This is a genomic window from Synechococcus sp. HK01-R (assembly GCF_014217855.1).
Lineage (GTDB): Bacteria > Cyanobacteriota > Cyanobacteriia > PCC-6307 > Cyanobiaceae > Synechococcus_C.
The window spans coordinates 1764506-1781952 of the sequence record NZ_CP059059.1; the positions used below are offsets into that span (position 1 = coordinate 1764506).

The 17447-nt window shown below is 61.2% G+C and carries 19 protein-coding genes and 1 tRNA gene; 5 read left to right on the forward strand and 15 right to left on the reverse strand.

Translation table 11 applies throughout. From position 1 onward, the window contains the following. Positions 1–25 precede the first annotated feature (25 nt). On the reverse strand, positions 26–1660 hold the full coding sequence (locus H0O21_RS09380) for a bifunctional aminoglycoside phosphotransferase/ATP-binding protein (protein ID WP_185189489.1): 1635 nt from the start codon (positions 1658–1660) through the stop codon (positions 26–28). A 23-nt stretch (positions 1661–1683) separates the two neighbouring features. Between H0O21_RS09380 and H0O21_RS09385 the strand changes: the two genes are divergently transcribed. Next, positions 1684–2277 carry an alpha-ketoglutarate-dependent dioxygenase AlkB gene (locus tag H0O21_RS09385; RefSeq protein ID WP_185189490.1) on the forward strand — a complete coding sequence of 198 codons (594 nt, stop codon included), beginning with the start codon at positions 1684–1686 and terminating at the stop codon, positions 2275–2277. Here H0O21_RS09385 and H0O21_RS09390 read toward each other — a convergent pair. After that, positions 2228–3142: an AEC family transporter gene (locus tag H0O21_RS09390; RefSeq protein ID WP_185189491.1), complete on the reverse strand. Its 915-nt coding sequence runs from the start codon at positions 3140–3142 to the stop codon at positions 2228–2230. The two genes, H0O21_RS09385 and H0O21_RS09390, sit on opposite strands and share 50 nt — an antisense overlap. 80 nt (positions 3143–3222) lie before the next feature. On the opposite strand from H0O21_RS09390, the gene H0O21_RS09395 reads away from it, so the two are divergent. Then, positions 3223–3423 (forward strand): hypothetical protein, encoded by a 201-nt coding sequence (locus tag H0O21_RS09395; RefSeq protein ID WP_131457305.1) that lies wholly within the window; start codon positions 3223–3225, stop codon positions 3421–3423. Here the strand turns inward: H0O21_RS09395 and H0O21_RS09400 are convergent. Genes H0O21_RS09400 through H0O21_RS09420 form a run of 5 tightly spaced genes read right to left on the reverse strand, consistent with a single transcriptional unit; the run spans position 3420 to position 7675 of the window. Continuing rightward, on the reverse strand, positions 3420–4163 hold the full coding sequence (locus tag H0O21_RS09400) for an amino acid ABC transporter ATP-binding protein (protein WP_185189492.1): 744 nt from the start codon (positions 4161–4163) through the stop codon (positions 3420–3422). The genes H0O21_RS09395 and H0O21_RS09400 overlap by 4 nt on opposite strands. 4 nt (positions 4164–4167) lie before the next feature. After that, positions 4168–5172 carry an amino acid ABC transporter permease gene (locus H0O21_RS09405; protein ID WP_185189493.1) on the reverse strand — a complete coding sequence of 335 codons (1005 nt, stop codon included), beginning with the start codon at positions 5170–5172 and terminating at the stop codon, positions 4168–4170. Beyond that, a complete protein-coding gene (locus H0O21_RS09410; RefSeq protein ID WP_185189494.1) occupies positions 5172–5678 on the reverse strand; it encodes an HdeD family acid-resistance protein in 507 nt (168 codons plus the stop codon). The genes H0O21_RS09405 and H0O21_RS09410 overlap by 1 nt, the downstream gene beginning before the upstream one ends. A gap of 27 nt (positions 5679–5705) precedes the next feature. Then, positions 5706–6611 carry an ABC transporter permease subunit gene (locus H0O21_RS09415; RefSeq protein ID WP_185189495.1) on the reverse strand — a complete coding sequence of 302 codons (906 nt, stop codon included), beginning with the start codon at positions 6609–6611 and terminating at the stop codon, positions 5706–5708. After that, the gene (locus H0O21_RS09420; RefSeq protein ID WP_185189496.1) at positions 6608–7675 is read right to left on the reverse strand and encodes an amino acid ABC transporter substrate-binding protein; all 1068 of its coding nucleotides are present in this window, start codon (positions 7673–7675) and stop codon (positions 6608–6610) included. The genes H0O21_RS09415 and H0O21_RS09420 overlap by 4 nt, the downstream gene beginning before the upstream one ends. Before the next feature lie 104 nt (positions 7676–7779). On the opposite strand from H0O21_RS09420, the gene H0O21_RS09425 reads away from it, so the two are divergent. Then, positions 7780–8103, forward strand: a complete 324-nt coding sequence (locus H0O21_RS09425) for a hypothetical protein (protein ID WP_185189497.1) — start codon at positions 7780–7782, stop codon at positions 8101–8103. A 163-nt stretch (positions 8104–8266) separates the two neighbouring features. Here H0O21_RS09425 and H0O21_RS09430 read toward each other — a convergent pair whose 3' ends face one another. Both H0O21_RS09430 and H0O21_RS09435 read right to left on the reverse strand, forming a co-directional pair. Further along, positions 8267–9820, reverse strand: coding sequence for a SulP family inorganic anion transporter (locus H0O21_RS09430; RefSeq protein WP_185189498.1), 1554 nt, complete (start codon positions 9818–9820; stop codon positions 8267–8269). Positions 9821–9850: 30 nt separating this feature from the next. After that, on the reverse strand, positions 9851–11083 hold the full coding sequence (locus H0O21_RS09435; protein WP_185189499.1) for an FAD-binding protein: 1233 nt from the start codon (positions 11081–11083) through the stop codon (positions 9851–9853). Between the two features lie 36 nt (positions 11084–11119). Between H0O21_RS09435 and H0O21_RS09440 the strand changes: the two genes are divergently transcribed. Then, positions 11120–12250, forward strand: a complete 1131-nt coding sequence (locus H0O21_RS09440) for a sirohydrochlorin chelatase (protein ID WP_185189500.1) — start codon at positions 11120–11122, stop codon at positions 12248–12250. 394 nt (positions 12251–12644) lie between these two features. Further along, positions 12645–12908 carry a DUF2811 domain-containing protein gene (locus H0O21_RS09445; RefSeq protein WP_185189501.1) on the forward strand — a complete coding sequence of 88 codons (264 nt, stop codon included), beginning with the start codon at positions 12645–12647 and terminating at the stop codon, positions 12906–12908. On the opposite strand, the gene H0O21_RS09450 is transcribed toward H0O21_RS09445, so the two are convergent. The 6 genes from H0O21_RS09450 to H0O21_RS09475 all read right to left on the reverse strand — a co-directional run bounded on the left by H0O21_RS09450 (position 12889) and on the right by H0O21_RS09475 (position 17406). Further along, positions 12889–14532, reverse strand: coding sequence for a GMC oxidoreductase (locus tag H0O21_RS09450; protein WP_185189502.1), 1644 nt, complete (start codon positions 14530–14532; stop codon positions 12889–12891). The two genes, H0O21_RS09445 and H0O21_RS09450, sit on opposite strands and share 20 nt — an antisense overlap. Positions 14533–14710: 178 nt before the next feature. Then, positions 14711–14787 (reverse strand) — tRNA-Met (locus H0O21_RS09455). Between the two features lie 56 nt (positions 14788–14843). Beyond that, positions 14844–15827 (reverse strand): asparaginase, encoded by a 984-nt coding sequence (locus H0O21_RS09460; protein ID WP_131457326.1) that lies wholly within the window; start codon positions 15825–15827, stop codon positions 14844–14846. 20 nt (positions 15828–15847) lie between these two features. Then, a complete protein-coding gene (locus H0O21_RS09465; RefSeq protein WP_131457328.1) occupies positions 15848–16342 on the reverse strand; it encodes a CGLD27 family protein in 495 nt (164 codons plus the stop codon). Between the two features lie 37 nt (positions 16343–16379). Beyond that, positions 16380–16778 (reverse strand): ribosome silencing factor, encoded by a 399-nt coding sequence (rsfS, locus tag H0O21_RS09470; RefSeq protein ID WP_131457330.1) that lies wholly within the window; start codon positions 16776–16778, stop codon positions 16380–16382. After that, entirely contained in the window at positions 16771–17406 is a 636-nt protein-coding gene (locus H0O21_RS09475) for a DUF3318 domain-containing protein (RefSeq protein WP_185189503.1), read from the reverse strand. Before H0O21_RS09475 ends, rsfS begins: the two co-directional genes overlap by 8 nt. Positions 17407–17447: the final 41 nt, after the last annotated feature.

The following is a 17447-nucleotide window of genomic DNA, read 5'->3' on the forward strand; positions in this document are numbered from 1 at the left end:
TTTTCTTGACCAGCTTTATTGCTTGTTACTCAGATGCATCGCCTGCAACAGGCTCTCCAAGGAGCTTGGATCTGAGCACCGGCAGCAGATTGGATGGCCGATCCCCCTCTCGGAAGACAACACTCTGCGCCTGTTCCTGTGAATCCAGAGGCTCGATCCACTGTTTCTGTCGCTCACGGACAGAGCAATCGGCCTCGGATGGGTCGCGACCAAGGGCCTGGCGCTGTTGGATCCGGGTCGACGCCGTGGCATCACTGCATTGGCAGTGCAGGATCACCATGGCGCGGTCCATCCGTTTCGCCAAAAGGCGCATCCACTCCCTCTCCCTGCGTCGCAGGAAGGTGGCATCCACGATCACATCAAAACCACTGCTCAGTAGGGACTCCACCAGCTCTGGGAGCCTTTGCTCGAACAGCCATGCTGTGACCTCAGCGCTGTAGGGGTCAGGATCCGTGCGCCAGCCGACCTGCAACGGCAGTCGCCCGAAGGCCCTGGCGCGTTCGAGATCCGAGCGAACCCGCAGGGCCGGCAGCGCTCCCACCAGGAAGCGGCTGAGGGTGGATTTGCCACTGCCGCTCAGCCCATGCATCAACACCAGCCCTCCCTTCGCTGGTTGTTCCATCTGGGTAGCCCGCTCGATGTAGTCGCTCACTCTTCCCATCAACGTTGCATTGGGTTGTTGGCCCTGGCGCACGGCAGTGACCTTCGCCCGCACCATGGCCCGGTAGGCGACATACCAGCGCCAGAGGTCCATGGCTCTGTAGTCACCACTGCACTCCAGCCAGCGGTTGAGGAGGATGGCGCCGGCTCCCGATTGCTGCTGCACCTGGAGATCCATCACCAGAAAAGCGATCTCACTGATTGGGTCGATCCATCGCAGCCCTGGGTTGAAGTCTATGGCGTCAAAGACCTCGAGCTTGCCGTCGGCTCGGCGGTGGATATTGCCGCAATGCAGATCGCCATGGCACTCACGGATGGCTCCCGCTTCGAGCCGTTGTTGGAAGCGTGGGGAGAGTCGTTCGCTCTCCTGCTCAGTCCAGGTGCGGTGCCTGGCGAGGGCGGCGTGGATCGGCCCCTTGGGTGTTCGTTGATCCAGCACCAGCAGATTGGCCTGGACTGGTTCAATCACTGCTGAAGCGGTGCCGAGAGGGCCTGTCGGGGCCGCACGGGCTGCCTGATGGTGGAACTGGGCGAGGCTGTCGGCCAGTTCCTCGAAGCAGCTGTCCGGTAATGGTTCGTTGAGGCAGTTGCTCAGCAGAGATCTGGAGGGGAATTGGTGCATGCGCACCGTCGCTTCCAGCAGATCTTGTTGGTTCCGTCGTGCTTGGTCGGGGTCGCAGGCAAGGATCCGGGCCGACTCCGCTGGGCCGACCACGGAGTCCACGGCGGCGTAAAGATCTGGGGCCAGCCGCTGATTCAGGCGTAGCTCCTCTCGGCAGTAATGCAGGCGTTGCTCAAAGGTGGCGGCCTGCACAAAGCCGAGATCGATCGGCTTTTTGATTTTGTAGGCCCACAGGCCAGTCAGCAGCACCCAGGAGATATGGGTCTCCACCAGCTGCACTGATTCCACCGGATGGGGGTAGGCCTCTGGACGCAACAGGGCCTTGATCAGAGGCGGCTGCCCATCTGGGGTTTGCGCATCGGGGGAGTCAGCCAGCATGGGGGGCGTCCAGCGCCGATTCCATGATGCTCGAGCCTTGGCATCTGCACCGCCGTTGGATGGAGGCAGAGGCCTGCAGGCACTGGATGGGTCGATTACAAGAGCAGTTGCTCTGGGAGCAGCCTGTGGTTCAGGTGTATGGACGCCGCCATCCCGTGCCCCGGCTGACGGTGTTCCTGGCAGACCAGCAGGTCTCCTATCGCTACAGCGGAGTTCTCCATCGCGGTGGGGGCTGGCCCGATTGGTTTCAACCTTTGCTGGAGAAGGTCAATGCTGCCTGCGGCACTGCCTTTAACGGCTGTCTGCTCAATCTGTATCGCCATGGTGATGACCGCATGGGCTGGCACGCCGATGATGAGCCTGAGATCGATGGCGCCCATCCGATCGCATCGCTCTCCTTCGGGGCATCCCGGACGTTTCAGTTTCGCCATCGCCTCTCCAAGGAGCGCCGTGACCTCGAACTTGCTGATGGCGATCTGCTGGTGATGGCCCCTGGCTGTCAGCAGCAGTGGTTGCATGCTGTGCCGGTGCGGCGGCGGTTGCAGGAGGTTCGGATCAATCTCACCTTCAGGGTGTTCCGAACCACTGCAGCAGCCACCACCAGAGAGGGACGCTGATCAGCGCCAGCAGAGTGCTGCGCAGCACCAGCAAGGCTGCGGTGTCGTGTTCACGCTGCACGGCCTCCGCCATCAGCAGCACGGAGATTGCCGTGGGGGCAGCTGCCTGCAACACCAGCGCATCCCGACTGCTGCTGGCCAAGGGCAACAGGCGTGTGACCAGAAGCATCAGCAGGGGATAGAACGCCAATTTGGCGATCAGCGAGGCGCCGAGACCTGCTCTGGAGGCGGTCGCCTCGCCCTTCGGTTCGATCGCTCCTAGGCGCATGCCCACCACGGCAAGGGCCAGCACAATCACCACCCTGGAGGGAAACCACAGCAGCGCGGCGATGTCCGCTCGCCAGGGGGTTAGCTGAACCATCAGAGCGCCCAGCAGCCCACGACTGGCAGGGCTTTCACTGATGTGGCGTAACAATGAGATCAGGGTTCCAGCCTGTTCCTGCCCCTGCGTCCTCGCCAGCCAGAGGGGACCCAGTCCCCACGCCAGCAAGGTGGCACCGAAGTCGTAGCCGATGCTCACTGGAAGAGCTTCCTCCGGAAGCAGGGCCAGGGCAACGGGAATCCCGAAATAGGCGGTGTTGCCGACGCAGCTGCCCAGTTGCAGGGTCGGTGTGCCGAGCCCCAGGGCCTGGCAGCGCTGCTGCTGCGTGATGGTGAGCATCAGCAGGATGCCGAAGACGGCGATCGCGGCGTAGCCGAGCACAGCCCAGTTCAGTCCGCTGCGAAGCAGGAGTCCCATCAGACTGATCGGCACTCCGAAACGCACCAGTGGCAAGGCAAGGGGCCTTGTCCAGCTCGGGCGCCGACGGCCGATCAGATAGCCGAGCCCCAGCGTGGGTACGAGTTCGGCGAAGAGGCGAAGCATCCGCGATCAGCCGAACAGGGGTGATTCGATCTTGACCCACGACCCCTGTGACAGACTTCAGATTGTCTACAGGTTGACCGATGCGTGCTGCTGGCCCCGTCTGCTCGATCCCTCGCCACTGGGAGCGGTTGGCGCTCAGTCTCAGTGACCGACGGGATCAGTTGCTCGAGCGCTTGGCTCAGCAAGTGGAGGCCCTTCCTGCAGACAATGAGAGTTGGCTGAGCACCGAACGGGAGCTGATGGCTGCTGAGAGCGCCCTGAGGCGTTTGCAGGCCATTTAGTGCTGCATTTGGCTCAGGAAGCGGCGACTGCGTTCCTCGCGGGCATGGTTGAAAAAGGAGGACGCATCATTGAGTTCCACCACCCGCCCGCGGTCCATGAAGAGAACGCGGTCGGCCACGTCCCTGGCGAATCCGAGTTCGTGGGTGACCACCACCATGGTCATGCCCTCAGATGCCAGGGCTCGCATGGCATCCAGCACTTCCTTGACTCGCTCGGGATCCAGGGCGCTCGTGGGTTCATCGAAGAGCATCACCTCCGGTTTCAGCGCCAGGGCACGGGCGATCGCCACCCGCTGCTGCTGACCGCCACTGAGCTGGGCAGGGAATTTGTCTGCCTGCTCCGCAATCCCCATCTGCGACAGCAGGCTTCTGGCCTGTTGTTCTGCTTCCGGCCTGGCAATTCCCTGAACCCGGATCGGTGCCAGGGTGATGTTGTCGAGGATCGAGAGATGGGGGAAGAGGTTGAATTGCTGAAACACCATGCCCACCCGCTTGCGGATCCTGCGGATCTGCCGCTCATCCCCCTCGGCATCCAGGGGGATTCCGAGCACGTTCAGAGTCCCCGAATCGATCGACTCGAGACCGTTGAAGGTGCGAATCAGGCTGCTCTTGCCGGATCCTGAAGGCCCCATCACCACGAGCACCTCGCCCAGCTTCACCTCCAGGGAGACGTGATCCAGAGCCAGGGGCCCGTTCCCATAGCGTTTGCAGAGGTCTCTGGCCTGGATGGCTGTGGTCATAGCTCTATCGACTGGTCTCAAGGCGGCTGGCGAGTAGGGCCATGGCGGTTCCGACCAGCCAGTACACCACGCCAAGCCAGAGGTAGACCTCGAGGTGACGACCAATGAAGTCGGGATTCGCGAGCAAACTGCGGCTGATCCCAAGCAGTTCCACCAATCCGAGTAAAGCCATGAGGCTGGTGTTCTGCAGCAGGCCGATGGCTTGGTTGGTCAGTGCCGGCAGCGAGATCCTCAGCGCTTGAGGGAGCACCACCCAGCGCAGGCTTTGGATCGTGGTGAGCCCAAGAGCGGCGGCGGCTTCTCGCTGGGTGCGGGGGATGGCCTGCAGGCCCCCGCGAATGTCTTCCGCCACGTAGGCGGCAGCAAAGAGACCAAAAGCAACCACGGCCCGGAGCACGCGGTTGATCTCCAGATTCACCGGTAGAAACAGTGGGATCAGCAGTTGCCCAAAGAAGAGCACGGCGATCAGGGGGACGGCACGCATCAGGTCGACGTAGAGGCGACTGCTGTGATGCAGCACGGGCCAGGGGCTATTGCGTCCGAGCGCGAGCAGGATGCCTAGGGGCAGTGCCAGAAAGCCACTCGCTCCCGTCAGCAGCAGGGTCAGGGCCAGCCCTCCCCAGGCACGGGAGGGAACGGCGGGTAGCCCCATCCCCCCTCCGAGCAGGGTGATGCCGAAGGGAAGCATGGCCAGCCATAGCCAGGGGAGCAGCAGCCTGAATACACCCCTGCTCTGTGGGCTGCGTTTCACGGGCAGCACGAGCGTGCAGAGGGTCAGGAGCAGCAACAGCAGCAGCCACAGGATCGGTCTCCAGCGTTGGTCCGCTGGATAAGTGCCGCTGGCGAACAGAGGCAGGTTGCTGCTGACGACAGACCAATCTGCTGCTGTTAACACCCAGGCACCTGTGCTCCAGAGAATCCAGGCGATCAAGATCAGGATCGCCAGGGTGAGGAGCGCATCGAACGGATGGCGGCGCAGGTAGTGGATCAGGCGCCCCGATCGTCCCATCAGGCTTGCTCGCTCGGTGATGTGGGGGCTTGGAAGTGGTTCAGGGCCGAGAGGAACAGGCCAACGCCTAACAGGGTGCCGAGGGCCCAGAGGCTGTCGGAGGGCCACTCGAGCACAAGCAGTAGGCCAAGAATGGCTGTCACGACCCCGTCGAGCACAGTCAGACCTGCCGCTGGGTCCGCTGTCGTGGCTCCGGCCGCCAATTCCATCACCCCTTCGACAAGAAGCAGCACGCCCACGAACAGCGTCAGGCTGATTTCACTGTCGATCGGATCGATCAGGACCCAAAGGGCGGCGCCGCAGTAAAGCAGCCCGGTGAGCACTCGGAACAGCCGAGCTTGGCCACCAGCTTCGCTCCCAAGCCGGAGAAATTGTCCAATCCCGGCGGCGAAAGCAATGCCGCCGAGCCCGATGGTGAGCAGCGAGCCGGAGGCGAAGGGCAGAAGCACGGCAGCGACCGCAGCGACGACCAACAAAACACCCGCGATGCGGCGTTGGGACCCCATGACCGTCGAGGGAACAACGCCGGAAGCTTAACGGTGGCGAAGCGTTTGCATCACAAGGCGATTGAGAAGTTGCATGCCGCCATTGATCAGAAGGTTGAGAAGGAGAAAGCTGAGCAAAAGGAGCAGGAACCCCTCGATTGCTCGCCCTGTCTGGGTGATGGACGTGTCACTCACGGCATAAAGATCGGCATAGCCAACGGCGATCGCCAGGGTGCTGTTCTTGGCCAAATTCAGATACTGGCTGCTTAGTCCTGGAAGGATGGCGGGCAGGGCCTGGGGCAGCACAATCCGCCTCAGGCCCATGCCCTCAGGTAAGCCCAGACTGCGAAAAGCCTCCCATTGCCCACGGGGAACGGCATCGAGACCACCGCGCACCACTTCGGCGATGGATGCGCCGCTGAAGACGGCCAGCCCGACCAGAACCGCACAGAACTCCACACTGAGGGGGACTCCCAGCAGGCTGATTCCCTGGTTGGAGAGTCGAAACAGGAGCGGCAGAGGACTCATGGAGTCCGGATTGGAGGGGAGTGCAAGAAAAGCGACGAAATACCAGAACAGCAGCTGAAGGACTAAGGGGATCTGCCGAATCAAGCCCACATACAGCGCTGCCAGGCCCCTGAGCAGGTGGTTGGAGCTGCGCCTTGCCGCTCCAGCGCTCACGCCGATCAGGGTGGCAGCCACCAGGCCTGCGCCAATCACCTTCAGGCTGTTCAACCAGCCCATCAGCAGGGCCCAGGCATAACTGTCAGATGGGCTGAAGGGCAGAGGATGTTCGGCCAGAGCGAAGCCGGCTGGACGGGTGAGCCAGCTGAAGCTGAGCCCCAGGCCAGTGCGAATCAGGTTGACGGTGAGGTTGTTCACCAAAACGCCCAGCAGGGTGAGAACTGCAAGCAGCACCACAGCCTGTAACCACCAGTGGCGAGGCCGTTTCATTGGAAAGGGGGAGCGATCATCACGCCACCGTCTGCGGCAAGCCGATTGGGACCGCGGGGGATCGGTACCTGGCTGTTGTCTCCGAGATGGCGGCTGTAGATCTCGCCATAGTTGCCGGTGCGTTCGATCACCTTCACGACGAAATCATCGGGCAGTCCAAGTTTTTCGCCCAGGCCTCCGTCCACCCCGAGAAACCGCCGTAGTCCGGTGAGCTCAGGTCTGCGTTTGGCCTCCTCGAGACGATTCAGCACATTCGCTTGGGTGATGCCTAACTCCTCAGCTGTGATCAGCGCGTACACAACCCAGCGCATCGCATCGGCGAGCCGTTGGTCTCCGCCAACAGACGCTGGGGCCAAAGGCTCCTTGCTGAGCACATCGTCGAGGATGCGATGGCTTTGGGGATCGGCAAATCCGGAGCGAGCAGCAGCGAGTTGGGATCGATCGGAGGTCATGGCGCTGCAGCGGTCCTGCAGGTATCCCGCCACGACTTGGTTCAGATCCTGGTATTTGATTGGCTTGTAGCTGATTCCTCGTACTTCGAAGGCGTCATTGAGGTTCTGTTCGGTTGTCGTACCCGAACCAACACAGATCGCTTGGTTAGCGAGATCTTCGAGCCGATTGATGCCACTGCTCGCTTTCACCATCAGTCCTTGTCCATCGTGGAAAACCACCGGTGCAAAGCTCAGGCCATTACCTCCGGCAGCATCGCGGCTCAAGTTGAAAGTCGTGTTGCGTGAGAGCAGGTCGATTTCTCCGGTGCGCAGGGCCGTAAACCGTTCGGGGGCGGTCAGAGGGCGAAACTCAACGCGTTGATCACCTGGTTCATTCGCTTCGCTTGGGATGAAGGCAGCGGCAAACGCGCGACATAGATCCACATCCAGGCCGGAATAGCTGCCATCGGCCTTCAGAAAGCTGAAGCCGGGGATCTTGCCGCTCACGCCGCAGCGCAGTGAGCCTCGCTGTCGGATCAGATCGAGTCGGGAGGCGCCCCCTTCGCCGAGGGTGGCGCAGGCACTCACCGACATCAACAAAGCGAGCAGGCCGATGCGCTTGCGAGTGGGCATGGCGCGGCAGGCTCAAGATCCGAAAAGTGTCTCAGATCGATTGGACTCGTGGTCAGCTCAGGCCAGTTTCCTTAGCGTCAACACTGCATCGCCGACAACCGCGGATGGGGAATTGCCGTTGGTTGCTTGGTTTGTTCACAGCCGTCCAGGTGGGTTCCGTCTCCTTGCCCGTGCTGGCCTGGGACGAGGGTGCACGCGGCCTTTACAACAACAAAATGACCCTCCTTCAGGTGCTGAAGGACGGAGCCGCGCAGCGTGCTGCCGACAGTGGTGACGTGGAAACCCTCTGTCTGTTGCTGAGCATCGGCAATGACGTGACCGAACGTTATCTCGCGCGCCAGCCCAAGGACGCCCAGATTCGTGATCGACTGAAGACGATGCGCAGAGACCTGGGACGCTGCCTCAGCTTGATGCAGCGATCCCGTTGAACGGATCCGGGCGCCACGATGGGTGCAGTTGAGAGACTGCCATGGATTCCGATCTCACCCTTCCGCTGTTGGGCGGTGGATTATTGATTTTGATGATCGTGGCGGGCACGGTCGTGGTGCTGCTCAGACCGTCGGATACCCCTGATCCCGACTGAAGCATGGCTCAGCCGTGGGCGTTCTCCGCTTGGCTGCCGATCCGTTCAAAGAGGTTGAGGCTCTCTTGATTGAGGCCTTCCACGCGCACCTCGGAACCTCCCTTCTCCAGCTTTCGGATGAGCTGATTGAGGGCGCTGACGCCCGTCTGATCCCAGATGTGTGCATCAGAGAGATCGATGATGATCCTGGCAGGGTGGTCGTGAACATCGAAACCCTGCAGGAAATACACCTTGCTGACGAAGAAGAGCTGACCGCTCACCACGTAGCGCCGCTCCTCAGGGCTGATCTGCTCGACTTCCACACGAATCACTTTCGCCACTTTGCGGCTGAACAGAATGGCGGCAAGAGCAACGCCGGCAATGACTCCCAGGGCGAGGTTATGGGGGGTTGTGAGCATGGTGACGGCGAAGGTCATCAGCATCACCGCGGTGTCGCTTTTGGGAATCCGCAGCAGCTGGCGGAGACCGGCCATATCAGCGGTGCTCACAGCGATGCTGATCATCACTGCGACAAGGGCTGCCATCGGAATCTGTTCCAGCCAGGGGCGGCCCAGCAGGATCATGGCCATCAGGCTCACACCAGAAAACAGAGTCGAGAGTCGACCGCGGCCACCGTTTTCAATATTCATGACTGACTGGCCCACCAAGGCACAACCAGCCATCCCTCCGAAGAGTGAGGACACGATGTTGGCGATGCCTTGACCGCGCGCTTCTACGTTTTTGTTGGAGTTGGTGTCCGTCCGTTCGTCGAGGATGTCTTGAGTCAGGAAGGTTTCCATCAGACCCACCAGTGAGATCGCCAGCGCGGTCGGCAACACGAATCCAAACGTTTCCATGTTGAAGGGGACGCGTCCATCCGCAAGTGCTCCGAACGGCTGCTGAAGGAAGGGAAGTCCCTCTGGCAACTTGCCGAGACTTTGCACCGTGGGGATGTTCAGCTTCAGGCCAACGCTGATGGCCGTGAGCGCCACGATGGCCACCAGCTGTGCCGGAATCACCTTGGTGAGACGTGGAAGTCCATAGATGATGACGAGCCCCAGGACCACGAGTAACCAGATCAAGGGCAGTTGGCTTCCATGGGGAAGCAGGGAGCTGCTGTGCTCGACCGACTGGATTTCGCCGTAGTGAAGACTGATCCCCAGCTGGGGTAGTTGGGCCTGAACGATCAGAAGGGCCAGGGCATTCACGAAACCGCTCAACACTCCCTGGGGCACGAAGCGCATCTGATCAGCGAGTCGCAGGTACCCCCAGAGAACCTGAAACACCCCTGTGAGCAGACCGGCCACCAGCAGGTAAGTCAGGCCAAGGCCCTCACCTCTGGCGTTGCCGCTAGCAACAAGCCCTGTCATCAACAGGGCTGTGGATCCTGTGGCTGAGGTGATCATCGCCGACCGCCCCCCCACGAGAGCGATCGTGATCGAGAGGCAGAAGGCACCGAAGAGGCCCACTTGGGGGTCCACACCTGCGATCCCTGAGAAGGCGATCGCCTCCGGGATCATCGCGAAGGCCACCACTAAGCCCGAGAGCAGTTCCGGACCCGGCTGACTGAACCACTGCCTCATGACGGGGTCGCATCTGGCGCTGACCGTATCTCACAACCGTGGCAGCAGGGTGCGGGGATCGACGTCTCTCTTGAGTTCACGCAGCTGGGGAAGCCAGTCTTCGAAGGCCGCTTCCAGTTCCCGTTCATGCCAGGGCAGATGGTCATGCAATTGGGCGAGATGGACCCCTGGGCAGAGAGGGAGGAGCTGGTCGCGAACGGCTTCAAGCCAGTGGAGACTCCTCTTGCGTGCCTCTGCATCACCAGGAGGCCAGGCGGCTGTGATCCAGGGTTTCCAGTGCGCTGTTCTGTGCACAAAGGAGCTGGTCTCTGGCCTGACCTGCGCGGTGCACCCTCCCAGTTGCTGACCGGCAAAGCTGCAGCGGTGATCCGGTCGGTTTCCCATGAGTGGGACCAGGGTTTGGATGAGCTCTCTGCTGGCGGCTCCCCAGGCAGGGCCTAATAGACCCAGAACCTCCTGATCCCTGGCGGTTGGGCGCTCCGCTGATTGGGCAAGCTGTCCAAAGGCCGGCAGGGCCGCAAGCCCTGCCAACTGGCTGGCTTGGAGCGTTTCTATTCCGCCGATCCTGTCGTTCAGCCATCCTTCCAGGCTCATGACAGCCGCTCGGTCTTGGCTCAAGGCCACCACCAGCACTTCAATCCTCTCCGCCCAGAACCAGTGCAGGGCAATGCCTTCGGGCCAGTGTTCAGCCTCCTGGATCAGGGTGATTAACTGCTGGGGGCTGACCACGCCTCTGCCGATCTGCAAGGGCTGTAGGGGTGTGGTCATCATCGAGATCGATGTCACGATCGCAAGGAAGGGGGCGGCTCCGAGCAGCGCTCGCCACTCCTTGGTCTGACCGTGTTTTGCTGCGCAGAGATCAAAGAGCTCGCCGCTCCCCCACACGCCGCTGATCGCTTGAATGCGATCGATGGCAAGACCTTGGCTGCGACTGAGAGGACTGATCCCCCCGGTGAGCCAATAGCCAGCACCGGGTAACCCCGACAGACCTGTGGGCAGTGAGCGCTTGTGAGCGTTCAGAACCGTTTGCACCTCGGCTGTGGTGAGACCGGTCTCCACGCGAACCGTGCCGCTGTTCTGATCCATGGCAATTCCTCTGAAATGCCTGCTGAGGTCAAGGGTCCAGTGGCCCGGAGCTGAGCAACGGCTTGAGGTTCCACCGCTTCGCACCAACAACGGGCTTGGGCTCAAGTCCTGCTTTAGAAGGGTGGTGAGCTTCTCCGGTAAGGGCTGAAGAATGCGTTTGTTCGGCTCCTTGGTCATGACTGGCGATAGGGTCCGGACAGGTGTTTTGCCGTTGTGACCCCATCGTTACCCGAACTGAAAGCCCAGGGCTATGGGGTGCTGATTTGCGGCCATGGCAGTCGCAACCGCCTGGCGGTGGAGGAATTTGCCCAGCTTGCTGAAGGACTGAGACCCAGGCTGGCAGGCATTCCCGTCGAGCATGGCTATCTGGAATTTGCGCGGCCGATCCTGCGCGATTCCCTCGATCGCTTGCGGGAGCAGGGTGTGCAACGGGTGCTCGCTGTGCCGGCGATGCTCTTCGCTGCGGGTCATGCCAAGAACGATATTCCGTCGGTGCTGAACACCTACAGCGCTGAAACCGGCCTCCCGATCGATTACGGGCGAGAACTTGGGGTGGATCGACTCATGATTGCAGCGGCTGGGGCCAGGATCCGAGAAGCCCTGAATCAGGCCAGCCCCTTTCCACTCTCCGACACCCTCTTGGTGGTGGTTGGCCGTGGCTCCTCCGATCCCGATGCCAACTCCAATGTGGCCAAGGTCACGCGCATGTTGGTGGAGGGTTTTGGCTTCGGCTGGGGTGAAACGGTCTACTCCGGCGTCACATTCCCCTTGGTGGAACCTGGTCTCCGACATGTGGTGCGACTCGGTTTCCGGCGGATCGTCGTCTTTCCTTATTTCCTGTTTTCAGGGGTGTTGGTGAGTCGCATTCGCCAGCACACGGATCTCGTGGCTGCGGACCATCCGGAAACGGAGTTCCTCTCCGCCTCTTATCTGGGGGACCATCCACTCGTGCTGGACACCTTCCTTGAGCGGGTCGCCGAGGTGCTCGGTGGCGAGGCTGTGATGAACTGCTCCCTGTGCAAATACCGCGCCCAGGTGCTGGGTTTTGAGGATGAGGTGGGGCTTGCTCAAGCGAGCCACCATCACCACGTGGAGGGGCTGACCGATGGCTGCGACCTCTGCGAGCGTGAGTGCACCGGTGCCTGTCAGCCCGACGGTGTGCCGCTGCCGCTGGGCAGCTCAGCCAGCTCCCACGACCACAGCCATCAGCATGACCACAGCCATGGGCATGACCACAGCCACGACCATGGTCATCACCCCTATCCCCACGCGGAGCACCCTCTTGGCCCCAAAACCCTGCGCTCCGGGGCAACTAAGTATGAAGCGACTGATGCGGAAACCTGAAGCAAACACCATCAAATGCGTCAGCTCAACCTTCTCAGTCTCGAGTGGGTCTCGTGAGACTTTTGGAGATAAGAAGGGCTTATCTTTCCTCCTCGGGGCTCTTTTTGGAGTCGTTTTCCACAGTTTTGATCCCGTTTTCCACTGACCCTCCTGGTTGTTCTCAGTCACGATCTCGCCGTTGTGGTTTCTGGGCTTTGTGGCAACGGTCGCTTGACATTGCCTCGCCTCCGCCTAGGGCGGGGGCTTTTTGATTGGCAAGGCTCTGGGCGAACCCTGTCGCCGCAATGAGACTCGCCTGAGATTCGGTGGGTTGTTGGGGAGTGTGATCTTTTGACTGGGTCCCTTGTTTTGTGGCTTCCTAGGAGGGAAATCAAACCGACGCCAGAGGCGCTGCATGGATAGGAATCATCTGGAACGCTGCGTGGAAGCAGGCGTTTCCGGAGAGGGCTCGGCCCCGGCGAGCTACGTCAGCATGGAGGCGGAAATTCCTGAAGTTCTCTACCGGGGGATGAAGGAGTTCATCGGAGCCCACCCCAATTGGGACCAATACAGAGTGATGAGCTCTGCTCTGGCTCATTTCCTCTTCCAGAACGGATGTGAGGACCGTGCTGTCGCAGAGCGATACCTCGACGATCTGTTCAGTCGTTCCCAGGCCTGACGGCTGCGAGGCAGGCCCGGCGGGTGATCGCCATCATCGTGAGCGTGGGGCTCTGCCAGGCGGAGCTTGTCCAACAGGCGCCATCCACCACCAGCACATTCGGGCAGCGCCAGAGGCGGTTCCAGCGATCCACGACACCCTCCTCTTCTTTGGCGGCCATCGCTGCGCCTCCGACTTCGTGGATGTAGTACCCGGGTGGTGCAGCTCCGGCTCCAAGGGCCGCGGACCGGCGCAGCAGAGGCTCAATCAGTGGAGCCTTCACCAGGTCGGTGAGGGGCAGCATGCGTCCACCGGCAGCGCTGATCGCTTCTCCCATGCTGTGGTGCATGTGTTCAACCATGGCTTGTTCGTTCGCTCGCCAGTGGCAGTCGATCGTCACGGTTGGGGTACCCCAGCGGTCCGGGGGACCAGTGAGTGTGACTTGATTTCTTGGATCCGGTAGGACCTCTCCGTGGCCGATCAGGAAGCCCAGACGATGCTCTGGAATCCGCTTGAGCAGCGCTGGAGGATCGAATCGATTGATGGCACCCCAGAGTCCATAGCCTCTGAGCACCCTTTGGCCACCTCTCTGGGCTAATTCCTGTCCGAAGGGAATGAAAAAGCTGCCCGCGCCTGAAAGGGCCTCTGCGCTTCCCGACTTGCCCGGTCCACAGCTCGGCATGGCGAAGAATCGACAGGTGGAGACGTGGTCCATGAGGCGCTGGCCCAGCCGGCCAGATGGATCCACAAAACCATCGCTGCTCTGTTGCTCTTCCGACTGCAGCAGCAGACGAACGGTCTGAATCGTTGAGGCGCAGAGCACGATCAGCTTGGCTTCCAGCCTGCGGCGGCTGCCATCGCTCCGATTCACGCAGATCACTGCTTCGGCTCGGTCGCGACTGCGGTTGAGTTCGAGCCGTTCCACTCGCTCCCCGCAGAGCAGTTCGACCCGTCCGCTGGCTAGTGCCTCCTTGAGGCTGCTGCCAGGGCTGCTGGATCGAGGCCAGGCCCCATCCCGCTTGCGGTGATGGGGGCCGAAGCCGCGCGATGGCATCCACGGATAGCCAAGCTCTTTCTGCACGCAGGAGGCGAACTGCTGCTCCTCAGCGGTGGAGGGCAGGGGTTCGGTTGCCCAGCCATCGGGGACTTGGCTCAGGCCATTGCGGGCCCCGTGAACGCCCAATCGTCGCTCGAGCTCGGTGTAGTGCTCGTCGAGATCCTCGTGCTGGATCGGCCAGTCGAGCCCCGCGCCATCCCGTTGGCTGGCCTTGAAATCAGCATCGGAGAGCCTCAGCGTGATCCCCCCCCACGTCAGGCTCCGCCCTCCCATCTGGTCACCTCGGGTCCAAAGAAACGGCCGATCGGGTGGATGGCTGTAAGGGTTGTCCTGTTCGTCGATGAACAGATCAGGGTTGTGTTTCCAGTAGCCCGGATGCTGGCTCTGGCGACGATGTCGACCGCTGCTCAGCCCGGCCAATCGGCGCAGCATGTTCTGTGGTTCTGCTCCCAGCGCCTGCTTGGCATCCAGTGAGGGCCCCGCCTCGATCACGAGAACTCGTAGGCCTGCTTCCGCAAGGGTGAGGGCCGCAACGCCGCCGGTGGCTCCAGAGCCAACCACGATTGCCTCCCATGGGCGAAGCTCCACCTCAGATCTGGTTAATCCTTGCCTAGTTCTACTCTCCTGCCAAGGAATGCTCCTTTTGGCTGTCAATCCTTACAAGCGGAGTGTTGCGCTACAGCAAGAGCGAAACCGTTGCTGACCAATAAAAAAGGGGCCCTGTTGGACCCAGTGACCATCAATGTTCTTGATGGTTTTAATGATGTGGTGGCGGGGGGGAGATTTGAACTCCCGACCTTCGGGTTATGAGCCCGACGAGCTACCAGACTGCTCTACCCCGCGTCGACTTGTTCATCATACAACTTGGTGTTGAAGGACACTGGTACAGCAGGATCTCTTCAGCCTTCTTGAAAGCGCAGGGAACCCTCAACCTCGAGCTGAACCCCTGGGCTAATGATCAGGACCTGCTCCTCGAGCTCTTGAAGCCCCGTTGGTGTCAGCCAGTCCAGCTGCCTGAGCAAATGCAGTGCCACAGCCTGTTTGGCGCGACGGCTGCCGTCTTCAACCTTGATCGCCACTCCAAGCCCCTCACCAATCCGGCTAAGGCATTGAACGCCTTCTGCCCCTCCTTTGCTCAGCACCTGGCTGTGGGAGCGGCGCATTAATTCGGTATCAAACCGACCTTCGCCTGCCACGAGGTCAGGATGGGCCAACATCGCCCTGGAAATCTGTTCGAGCTCCGTTCGGGTGGAGGCGCCGAGGTGGGCATAGAGCAAGGCCATCTGGGCGAGTTGCAGGCGCAGTGTTGGCGCTCCACAGTCGTCCCGTGCTGCCACCATCTCCGCCGAGGGCAGGCCCAGCAGTTCAGCCACCCGCCGATGGATCTCCACCTGGATCGGGTGGTCACCCTGGAGATAGCTCTCCGTTGGCCAGCCCATCTTCCGGCAGGTGGCGAGGAAGGCAGCGTGTTTACCGGAACAGTTGTGCTCTAGAGGGCTGCTTGCACCCTCCGGCACTGGACATTGCAGCTGGCTTGCATCCAGTTCCGCATTCCAAAGCAGTCGGAAGGCCTCCCGGGCATGGGTGGGAGTGCCGGCATGGGACGCGCAGCTGATCGCCAGACCCCGCTCCCCGCAGTTGAATTGTTCGGCTGCACCGCTGCTGAGCAGTGGCATGGCCTGAAAGGGTTTGAGCGCTGAACGAATAAAGGTCTCGTAATCAGCGCGACCTGCCCGCATCAGAATGCGGCCGCGATGGTCGCAGACCACAGCATGAACCCGATGGATCGACTCGAGGCTGCCGCCCCGTTTGAGGCGCACCTCAAGCGGGGATGGGCCACTGCTGGAGAGGCCGCCACTGCCAAATGCTGCGGGTAAGGCCATGGCCGACGGCACGGAATGCTTCAGAGAGCCTGGCAGAGACTGGCTCCAAAGAGCAGAAGCCCTGTGATCCAGGCCATGGAGCGGGCCAGGCGTCCGAGGATCGGTCGGACTTCGTGTCTGGCCATCAAGAGGTCACGCTCTCTCCAGGCCAGCGGCTTCTCCCAGACCTGACCGTCATACCAGCCAGACTCCTCATATTCGACCTGCTCAGCGAGCAAGCGTTTGTGCACATAGCTCCAGCCAAGCCACTGGCGCATGAGCAGCAGCATTGGAAGCACGAGGGCAGCCACGCTGCCGGCGGCAATCAACCGTGGCAGATCATTCCTGAGCGTCCAGCTCCCACTGGCGACAAGGAGGGTGAATGGAACGCAGAGGAACCAGCTGATCAGCAGAGCACGGCCAAGTCCACGAGTTTCTTCGGTTGGCCAGGTGAAGAACCAAGACCTGGCGAGTTGCTGAAACTCCTCTTGGGGACGTTGTTCTGGAGGAACTGGACAGGCGCTGGTGCTGGCCATCGTTGGATTTCGGTAGGCCTGGATCGAAGGTCGAGGATCAGCTGCCCTGATCCGACCCAGACGCTACGAAGCTTCGCCGTTCGCCGTGACCCCAGAAGGCTTCGAGGTCGTAATAGCCCCGCTCTCCGGGTTGGAGGATGTGCACGATCAGCTCGCCGTAGTCGAGCAAGGCCCAGCGCCCCTCATTGATCCCCTCCTTGCGGAGGGGGAGGCGACCGGCCTCAAGCTCAAGGCGGTCTTCGACGGAACGAGCGATTGCTCGCACTTGCACATCGCTCTGCCCACCAGCGATCACCAGCCAGTCGGCCAAGCTCGAGACTTCATCCACCCGAATCATCTCGATGTCGGTGGCTTTGCGGTCATCACAGGCATCCGCCGCAAGTTCCGCCAGCTGGTGACTGTCTAAAGCCGCCACTGCGGAATTGGCTTCATCCATAAACGTTCTCGCTGCTAACAGATTGACGTGAACCCTGTTGCTGGGCCATTTCAGCCCTTGCCTTCCCTGCACTCTTGCGCAGAGCCTCAAGCCGATCTTCGTAGAAACTGCGCTTCTTCTTCTTGCGGGTCTGCTCGATCAGATCTTTCAGAGCTCCTCCCAGGCTTTTGTAAGCATTTGGAACGCTGTATCCAAAACGGCAAGCAAGATCGATCGCCCGCTCGTCAGCGGCGATCGCATCGCGCAGACGCTTCTCAGCATTGTTCTTGAGGTACAGGCGGTAGCCGGCGAAGCCGGAGAGACCAAGGGCCATCAGCAAAAGAAGCCCGTCCTGAACCCACAACTCTCCAATGGCGCCCCCAAGGCCAATGGCGAGGGCCGCCATCTCCCAGCCATCCCTGGGAATCGTGTCGTTCTGTACACGACCGACTTCGTGCCAGAAGAGCAGGTTGCGGTGATCGAGAGCCAAGTTGTCCCAGGATTCGAGATCCACCTGGATCTCCACCTCATCCCGGCCAATCTCTTCCAGCGTGATGAGTGGAGGTTCTACGGCTGCTGCCGCCTCCACGAACACCCAGCTCTGCATCTCCGGGGGCAGCAGCCCCTTCAGGCGCTGGAGCTCGCTCATGATCTCAATTCTGCTTCCAGATCCATTCACGCTAGCGACTT